Source organism: Streptomyces deserti, assembly GCF_054782695.1.
The window spans coordinates 46,330-52,937 of the sequence record NZ_BAAGRZ010000039.1 but is presented as its reverse complement, the minus strand read 5'-3'; the positions used below and the strand labels follow the sequence as shown (position 1 = coordinate 52,937).

Below are 6,608 nucleotides of genomic sequence, written 5' to 3'. Positions count from 1 at the left end.
TCTCGTCCGCCACCGGGCCACGGTCCCGCGGTCGGTGTCCAGCCGCGCGGCCACGGCGGTATTGCTCAGACCCCGGGCACACATCAGCACGATCCGCAACGTGGCGAAGCGAGACATCAAGACCGGCTCACTAGCTCGCGAACGGCACTGGTGCCGGCGCGGCCTCCCGTGTGGCGAACGGATGCCGCCACAGGCACTGCGCGGCAAGGCGCGGCAGCACGCCCTCGCCGAACCAGTACGCCTCCTCCAGGTGCGGATAGCCGGAGAGGATGAACTCGTCGATGCCGAGGGCGTGGTACTCCCGAATGCGCTCGGCGACCTCGTCGTGGCTGCCGATCAGGGCGGTGCCCGCGCCGCCGCGTACCAGGCCGATGCCGGCCCACAGGTTGGGGTGGATCTCCAGGCTGTCCCGGTTGCCGCCGCCGTGCAGGGCGAGCATGCGCCGCTGCCCCTCGGACTCGCTGCGGGCGAGCCCGTCCTGGATGGCCCTGACGCTCTCCGGGTCGAATCCGTCGAGGAGCCGGTCGGCCTCCGCCCAGGCCTGTGCGGCGGTGTCACGGGTGATGACGTGCAGCCGGATGCCGAAGCGCAGGGTGCGGCCCGCCCGGGCCGCCAGCGACCGGATCCAGGCGATCTTGTCGGCGACCTGCGCGGGCGGCTCGCCCCAGGTGAGGTACACGTCGGCATGGCGGGCCGCGACGTCTCCGGCGAGGGGCGAGGAGCCGCCGAAGTACACCTCGGGAACCGGATCGGGCACCCGGGCCAGCCTCGCGTCCGCCACCTGCAGGTGCTCGCCATGCCGGTCGACGGTCCGGCCCGCCCACAACTCCCGTACGATCCCCAGGAATTCGCCGGTACGGCGGTAGCGGGCGTCCTTGTCGAGGAAGTCGCCGTAGGCGCGCTGCTCGTGGCTCTCGCCGCCGGTGACGACGTTGAGCAGGAGCCGTCCGCCGGACTGCCGCTGGAAGGTGGCGGCCATCTGCGCGGCGAGCGTGGGCGAGACGAGGCCCGGCCGGAAGGCGACCAGGAACTTCAGGCGTTCGGTGTGCCGGCTGACCATCGCGGTGGTCAGCCAGGCGTCCTCGCACCAGGCGCCGGTCGGGGTGAGCGCGCCGGCGAAGCCGAGGTCCTCGGCGGCGCGGGCGATCTGGCTCAGGTAGGCGACCGTGGGCGGCCGGTCCTGTCCGAAGGCGGTGGCCGGGGTGCCGTGGCCGCCGCCGACGACGTGGCGGCTGTCGCCGTTGGTGGGCAGGAACCAGTGGAAGGTGAGGGGCACGGGGGTTCTCCGATCAGGGTGTCCGTGACGGGTGCGGGACGCCGGTCAGCTCGCCGCGGCCAGGACCGGGACGCCTCCCAGGGCCGCGGAGAACTGGTCGACCACCTGGGCGAGGGCCTCGGTGGCGGCGGGCGCGACGGTGAGGGAGCCGTCCTGGTGGAACGTGAGGTCCTGGTCGAGGGTGAACCAGCCCTGTACGACGTGGGCGGCGCCCATCGAGGTCAGGACCGGGCGGAGCGCGTAGTCGATGGCCAGCACATGGGCGGTGGTGCCGCCGGTGGCGAGCGGCAGGACGGTCTTGCCGGTCAGGGCGTACTGCGGCAGCAGGTCCAGGAGCGCCTTGAGGACACCCGAGTACGAGGCCTTGTAGACGGGGGTGCCGACGACGACGCCGTCGGCGCGGGCGAACAGTTCGGTGGCCTCGACGATCGCCGGGTGCCGGACGTCCGCGCCGAGCAGGGCCTCGGCGGGGATCGTACGGACATCGAGCGGGACCACCTCGTGGCCCTGTGCGATGAGCCGCTGGTCCAGGTGGCGCAGCAGGCGGTTGGTGCGGGAGGAGGCGGAGGGGCTGCCGGAGACGGACAGGACGGTGGCCATGGATCCTCTTTCGGAGAGGCGGGCGTCGGCGGGCGCTCCGAGCGGTGTGGAGAGCCAGGTGGGTTCAACCAGTGGGAGTCACCGGCAGGTTCGGCGCGGACGCGGGTGACTGGCAGGTGAGGACGCGTGAGTGGGTGACGGCCGGGGACGCCGGATGCGAACGGCGTGGCAGGGCGAAGCGCACTCAGGCGGTGAGACGAGAACGCGCGCACGACTGTCCGACGACAGATGCGGCGTGAGAAGAAAGACGCGGTGGGCCGGGGGGAATCAGGCCATGGTGCGACAGGATGCGCTGGAGACGCGCGCGAGGTCGACGTGGCGTCGCCGCGTGAGGTCCAGTCGCATGATCATGCCGTCGATCGTGGCAGCCACGGCTCGAAGCCGTCAAGGAAAACCCGGCCCATCTCGGATGACGGACCACCGAACTGACGCAGGCGGGCCGCCAGAACCCGGGAAGCGCAGGCGAGTTCGCCCGCTTTCCGCGGCGGGGCGGTCAGTCGTCGTCCTGTGACGGGACCACCACGAGGAACGCGTCCGACTTCAGGTCCATGACGACCGTCGCGGGCTCACCCTCGGCGCGGCGCGCCGCCGCGTACTCCTCCGCCGGCCACGATCCGCGCGGAGCTCCCGCAGGAAAACGCTCCAACACCTTCGCGCCCATAGCGGCAGACACCTCCAGAGTCGACATTCCACTCGAACCGATATCTCTCTCTCCTACCGTCCGGCTGCCCTCGATCGGCTCGAACATGCCAAGGGACGCGGGTGGCCCGCCGGCCGATCCCCTCCGTCACAGGGACTTCTTCAGCACCTCTGACCTCTACACATAAAGGAGAAATAAGCGCAAAATGAAGATACGCGGCGCTTACCGCAAACCGCACCAGACGCGGTCAGGCCTGCAGTCAAAGGAGACGAGTCATGGCCAACGTGCAGCCGACCAGAGGTGACATAACCAGCCACCCTGATGCCTACGAGATGCGGGAACGCTACGCCCGCGTGCTCGGCGGTCGCGATGTGGCGCTCGTGGACGGACCGGTGTTCCTGCTCGGTCTGTACTGCGCCGTATCCCCCTGGGTGGTCCACTACACGACGAGCCAGCCCGCCCTCGTGCCCCACAACCTCATCGTGGGCATCGCCATCGGGCTGCTGGCCCTCGGGTTCACGCGCGCCCCGGAGCGTATGTACGGCCTGAGCTGGGCCATGTGCGCCATGGGCGTGTGGATGATCATCTCGCCGTGGATCGTCGGCGAGGGCCCGGACGCCGGAGTGATCTGGAACAACGTCATCATCGGCGCCCTGGCCGTGGTCCTCGGGCTGGTGTGCGCCGGTACGGCGGCGAAGAGCGCCCCGAAGCCGTAGGAGGGACCTCAGGAAAGGACGAGAAGACACGCAGACCGGTCCGCGCTCCGCGGACCGGTCGTTTTGGTGGGGCCGGCCACCAGGCCGGGAACCGGGCCCGGCTCCGGCCCTGGACGTCACCGCAGGCAGGCGCCCAGCTCGCGGCGGTGGGCGGCCACCCAGGCGTGGGCGGCCCGCACCTCGTCCACGACCCCGCGTGCCCGCAGCCGGACCATGGCCGCCTCACCGCGTCGCGCGCCGGCGTCGATGCCCCGCCAGCACCGGTCCTGCCACCACAGCACCGTGTCGAGCAGCCGGTCGCGCCCGGTCAGCCCGTACGCCTCGCAGATGAGCCCGATCCGCCGCGCGGCCTCCGGCACGTCGGCCACGCCCGGCCCCAGGTCCAGGTACTGCCAGCACACATGGGCGACGTCGTGGACGCGTTCTCCCGGGGCGGCGATGTCCCAGTCGATGAAGACCAGCGGCCGCCACCCGGCGCCGTCCGCACCGTCGACGGCGTACACGGTGTTCTTCGGGGAGAGGTCGTTGTGGCACACGACGTCCTGGCCCCGCGCCAGCGGCGTCCCGTGGGTCAGGTCGTGGAACTCGCGGACGAGCCGGGCGACGCGCACGAGGGCCGCGTCGGTCCGGGCGGCGGCCCGCTCCGCCGGGCTCAGGGCCGCCCGGCCCTCGACGTGGTCGAGCACCTCCCGGCCCCGCTCGTCGGTCCCGAGGAATCGCGGCGCGCCCTGCCACCCGCGCTGCTCGAACCACGCGAGCAGCTGTCGTACGTAACCCGACCGCCGCGACGGTGTCCGCCGCACTGTGGCGCCGACGCGCACGACCTCGCCGACCGCTCCCCCCTCCAGAACCGACTCCGCTCCCGCCGACTCCTCCACCCTGTCCGCCTCCGTCCCGCCGTCCCGCCGCGCCTGTCCGATCGGATCAGCGCAGCACACGGAATCGGGGAGCGCAAAAGGATTTCGGGCTGCCGACCCGCTTCGTCGACGGGTGCGCCGCGCCGGTCCGGCCAGTGGTGGCACGGGGACGGACTGTCCCCGTCTCCAGCGGGCACACGCACTGGCACGGGGTCACGAGAAAGAGGGGCGGAGATGGAGATCGACGGCATCATCAGTGCCATCGTGATCGGCATCGTCATCGGCGTTCTGGGCCGCCTGGTCATCCCGGGCCGCCAGCGCATCGGCGTCCTGTGGACGATCGCCGTCGGCATCATTGCCGCGCTGATCGGCTCCGCGATCGCCGGCGCGTTCGACGTGGCCGACACCAAGGGCGTCGACTGGATCGAGTGGCTCATCCAGATCGGCCTCGCCGCGCTCGGCGTCGCAGCGCTGGACCGCTCGCGGGCACGCCGCTGACATACAGCGCCATACGGCACGGTGACCGGGGTGCCCGTCCGGCACGCCGGTCACCGTGCTGCCGTGGCCGTGCCGCCCGCGAGAACCGGCCGCCCTGTCGTACGGCCCTCAGCGGGCGGCCGCCCGCATCGCGGCGAGGCCCGCACGGCTGGACGCGTACACCGGCACCCACCCCAGCTCCCGCCCCGCCTTCGCCGTGGACACCCGCAGCGCGGTCGACATCACCGTGTGCAAGTACGGCATCGGCCTCATCAGCCACAGCGGTACGGTCATGGGCTTGGGCACCCCGAACTCCTCCGCCACGCAGAGGACGTGGGCGCGGAAGCCCAGCGGGGTGCGGTCCGCGATGTTGTACGCCTGGCCGGGGCGTCCGCGCTCCACGGCGGCGACCACCGCGCGGGCGGCGTCGGTGAGCTCCACCCACGGCAGAACCCGGCCGCGGTCGCCGGGCACGGGCAGTTGCCGCTTGCGCAGCAGGGGCAGCACGGCGTCGGTGCCGCCGGGGCCGTAGAAGAGGCCGAAGCGGAGGGCGACGCCCTCCAGGCCCGGTGTTGCCAAGGTGAGCCGCTCCTTGGTGCGCATGGCCGCGATGTGCCGCTCCAGCTCCGGGGTGGTGCCGGGTGGGCCGAAGGGGTCGTCCTCGGTGAGGTCACGGTCGCCGTGGTCTCCGTAGCCGTAGCCGAAGACCATCGACTCCGCCACGAAGCGGCGCGCCCCGGTGAGCTGGGCGGCCTCGACGAGGTGGGCCGTGCCGTCGGTGCGCAGCGCGTCGGTGGCGTGCATGTCGCGGTGCCGCAGGGGCGGCTTGCGCAGGGCGGTCGCGGCGTGGATCACCGTGTCGAAGTGGTGTCCGTCGACGGCACGCAGCAGCGCGTCGCGGTCCATCAGGTCGGCCCGGATACCGTTCTGCCTGCCCCGGCCGAGCCCGGTGACCTTGTGGCCCGCCTCGGTCAGGGCGCGGCTGACATGCCGGCCGAGGACTCCGCTCGCGCCGGCGAGGAGGATGCTCTGGCTCTTGTGCGTCGTGGTCATACCCATGCGACGGATCGGGCGGCCACGGATGTGACATCCCGGTGCGGGTGACGTGCGTCAGGCGCGGCCGAGCCAGGCCTGGGCCAGAAGGGGGCGCCTACGGCACGTACGCGTACGGCGTCGTCGTGGTCAGCGGTGCGAAGCCGAGGTGTTCGAGGATGGGGCGGCTCTGGCTGGAGGCGTCGACCTGGAGGTAGCGGTAGCCGCGTGCCGCCGCGGCCCGGGCCCGGTGGGCCACCAGGGCGCGGTAGATGCCCCGGCCGCGCCAGGCCTCGACGGTGCCGCCGCCCCACAGCCCGGCGAATTGCGTGCCGGGCACGAGTTCCATGCGGGCCGCGCTGACCGGCTCCTCCCCGGCGAGGGCCACGACCGCGACCACGGTGCCCGGGGCGGCCGTGAGCCGGGCGAGGAGCTGGTGGCGCAGCCATGAGCTGTCGGCGCCGAACGCCTTCTCGTGCACGTCGGCCATGAGGTCGACGCCCGCCCGGTCCGTGACGGGCAGGACGCGGACGCCCTCGGGCGGCTCCGCGTCGAGGGTCAGGGCGGCGACCTCGCCGATCATCAGCGTCTCCTCCGGCCCCGGCGTGAAACCGGCCGCGCCGAGCCGCTGCCCGAGGTCCACCGGCAGGTCGTGCCCGTACAGCTTCCACTCGAAGTCGAGGCCGAGCCCGGTGTAGTACGCGATCTGCTCGGCGATCGCCGCGTCCGCGTCCGCCGCGTCCAGGGCGGACCACACGACCCCGTTCCAGCCCTGCGCGGAGGCGACCTGACGCACCACGTCGCCCGTCCGCTCGACACGGGTGTCGGGGCCGTCGGGCCGGGCTCCCTCACGCACGTCGCGGTCGAAGAGGGCGAGCACCGTTGCATGATCCATGGGCTCACTCCAGCATGTGCGGGTCGGGGAGACAACGGGTTTCCGGCGCGGCCGGATCCCCCATGCCCATCAGTGACCACCACGTTCGTGCGGGGTCACACGTCACGAGGAAGGC

10 protein-coding genes are annotated in these 6,608 nt (G+C 72.4%); 2 read left to right on the top strand and 8 right to left on the bottom strand.

Annotated features, from left to right (window positions below; genetic code table 11):
* The 5 genes from ACYVMZ_RS35785 to ACYVMZ_RS35765 form a co-directional block, all read right to left on the bottom strand.
* Positions 1-117 (bottom strand): helix-turn-helix domain-containing protein (locus tag ACYVMZ_RS35785; RefSeq protein ID WP_461087055.1); only part of this gene is annotated, 117 nt, incomplete at its 3' end.
* A 13-nt stretch (positions 118-130) separates the two neighbouring features.
* Positions 131-1,276: an LLM class flavin-dependent oxidoreductase gene (locus tag ACYVMZ_RS35780; RefSeq protein ID WP_461087048.1), complete on the bottom strand. Its 1,146-nt coding sequence runs from the start codon at positions 1,274-1,276 to the stop codon at positions 131-133.
* A 45-nt stretch (positions 1,277-1,321) separates the two neighbouring features.
* Complete coding sequence (gene ssuE / locus ACYVMZ_RS35775) at positions 1,322-1,876, bottom strand: NADPH-dependent FMN reductase (protein WP_461087047.1); 555 nt, start codon at positions 1,874-1,876, stop codon at positions 1,322-1,324.
* 267 nt (positions 1,877-2,143) lie between these two features.
* Positions 2,144-2,221: a putative leader peptide gene (locus tag ACYVMZ_RS35770; RefSeq protein WP_461087054.1), complete on the bottom strand. Its 78-nt coding sequence runs from the start codon at positions 2,219-2,221 to the stop codon at positions 2,144-2,146.
* 148 nt (positions 2,222-2,369) lie between these two features.
* Complete coding sequence (locus ACYVMZ_RS35765) at positions 2,370-2,537, bottom strand: hypothetical protein (protein WP_381017570.1); 168 nt, start codon at positions 2,535-2,537, stop codon at positions 2,370-2,372.
* 254 nt (positions 2,538-2,791) lie between these two features.
* Between ACYVMZ_RS35765 and ACYVMZ_RS35760 the strand changes: the two genes are divergently transcribed.
* Positions 2,792-3,232, top strand: coding sequence for an SPW repeat protein (locus tag ACYVMZ_RS35760; RefSeq protein WP_461087046.1), 441 nt, complete (start codon positions 2,792-2,794; stop codon positions 3,230-3,232).
* A 116-nt stretch (positions 3,233-3,348) separates the two neighbouring features.
* On the opposite strand, the gene ACYVMZ_RS35755 is transcribed toward ACYVMZ_RS35760, so the two are convergent.
* A complete protein-coding gene (locus ACYVMZ_RS35755) occupies positions 3,349-4,110 on the bottom strand; it encodes a phosphotransferase (RefSeq protein WP_461087045.1) in 762 nt (253 codons plus the stop codon).
* Between the two features lie 213 nt (positions 4,111-4,323).
* On the opposite strand from ACYVMZ_RS35755, the gene ACYVMZ_RS35750 reads away from it, so the two are divergent.
* Positions 4,324-4,587: a GlsB/YeaQ/YmgE family stress response membrane protein gene (locus tag ACYVMZ_RS35750; protein ID WP_461087044.1), complete on the top strand. Its 264-nt coding sequence runs from the start codon at positions 4,324-4,326 to the stop codon at positions 4,585-4,587.
* A gap of 108 nt (positions 4,588-4,695) precedes the next feature.
* On the opposite strand, the gene ACYVMZ_RS35745 is transcribed toward ACYVMZ_RS35750, so the two are convergent.
* On the bottom strand, positions 4,696-5,619 hold the full coding sequence (locus tag ACYVMZ_RS35745) for an NAD-dependent epimerase/dehydratase family protein (RefSeq protein ID WP_461087053.1): 924 nt from the start codon (positions 5,617-5,619) through the stop codon (positions 4,696-4,698).
* 97 nt (positions 5,620-5,716) lie between these two features.
* Positions 5,717-6,493: a GNAT family N-acetyltransferase gene (locus ACYVMZ_RS35740; RefSeq protein WP_461087043.1), complete on the bottom strand. Its 777-nt coding sequence runs from the start codon at positions 6,491-6,493 to the stop codon at positions 5,717-5,719.
* Between the last annotated feature and the right edge of the window lie 115 nt (positions 6,494-6,608).

What these genes read in the sequence shown, in the direction of transcription:
- ssuE (WP_461087047.1), bottom strand. Translation starts at nt 1,876, where the DNA reads ATGGCCACCGTCCTGTCCGTCTCCGGCAGCCCCTCCGCCTCCTCCCGC.
- ACYVMZ_RS35770 (WP_461087054.1), bottom strand. Translation starts at nt 2,221, where the DNA reads ATGCGACTGGACCTCACGCGGCGACGCCACGTCGACCTCGCGCGCGTC.
- ACYVMZ_RS35765 (WP_381017570.1), bottom strand. Translation starts at nt 2,537, where the DNA reads ATGGGCGCGAAGGTGTTGGAGCGTTTTCCTGCGGGAGCTCCGCGCGGA.
- ACYVMZ_RS35760 (WP_461087046.1), top strand. Translation starts at nt 2,792, where the DNA reads ATGGCCAACGTGCAGCCGACCAGAGGTGACATAACCAGCCACCCTGAT.
- ACYVMZ_RS35750 (WP_461087044.1), top strand. Translation starts at nt 4,324, where the DNA reads ATGGAGATCGACGGCATCATCAGTGCCATCGTGATCGGCATCGTCATC.
- ACYVMZ_RS35745 (WP_461087053.1), bottom strand. Translation starts at nt 5,619, where the DNA reads ATGACCACGACGCACAAGAGCCAGAGCATCCTCCTCGCCGGCGCGAGC.
- ACYVMZ_RS35740 (WP_461087043.1), bottom strand. Translation starts at nt 6,493, where the DNA reads ATGGATCATGCAACGGTGCTCGCCCTCTTCGACCGCGACGTGCGTGAG.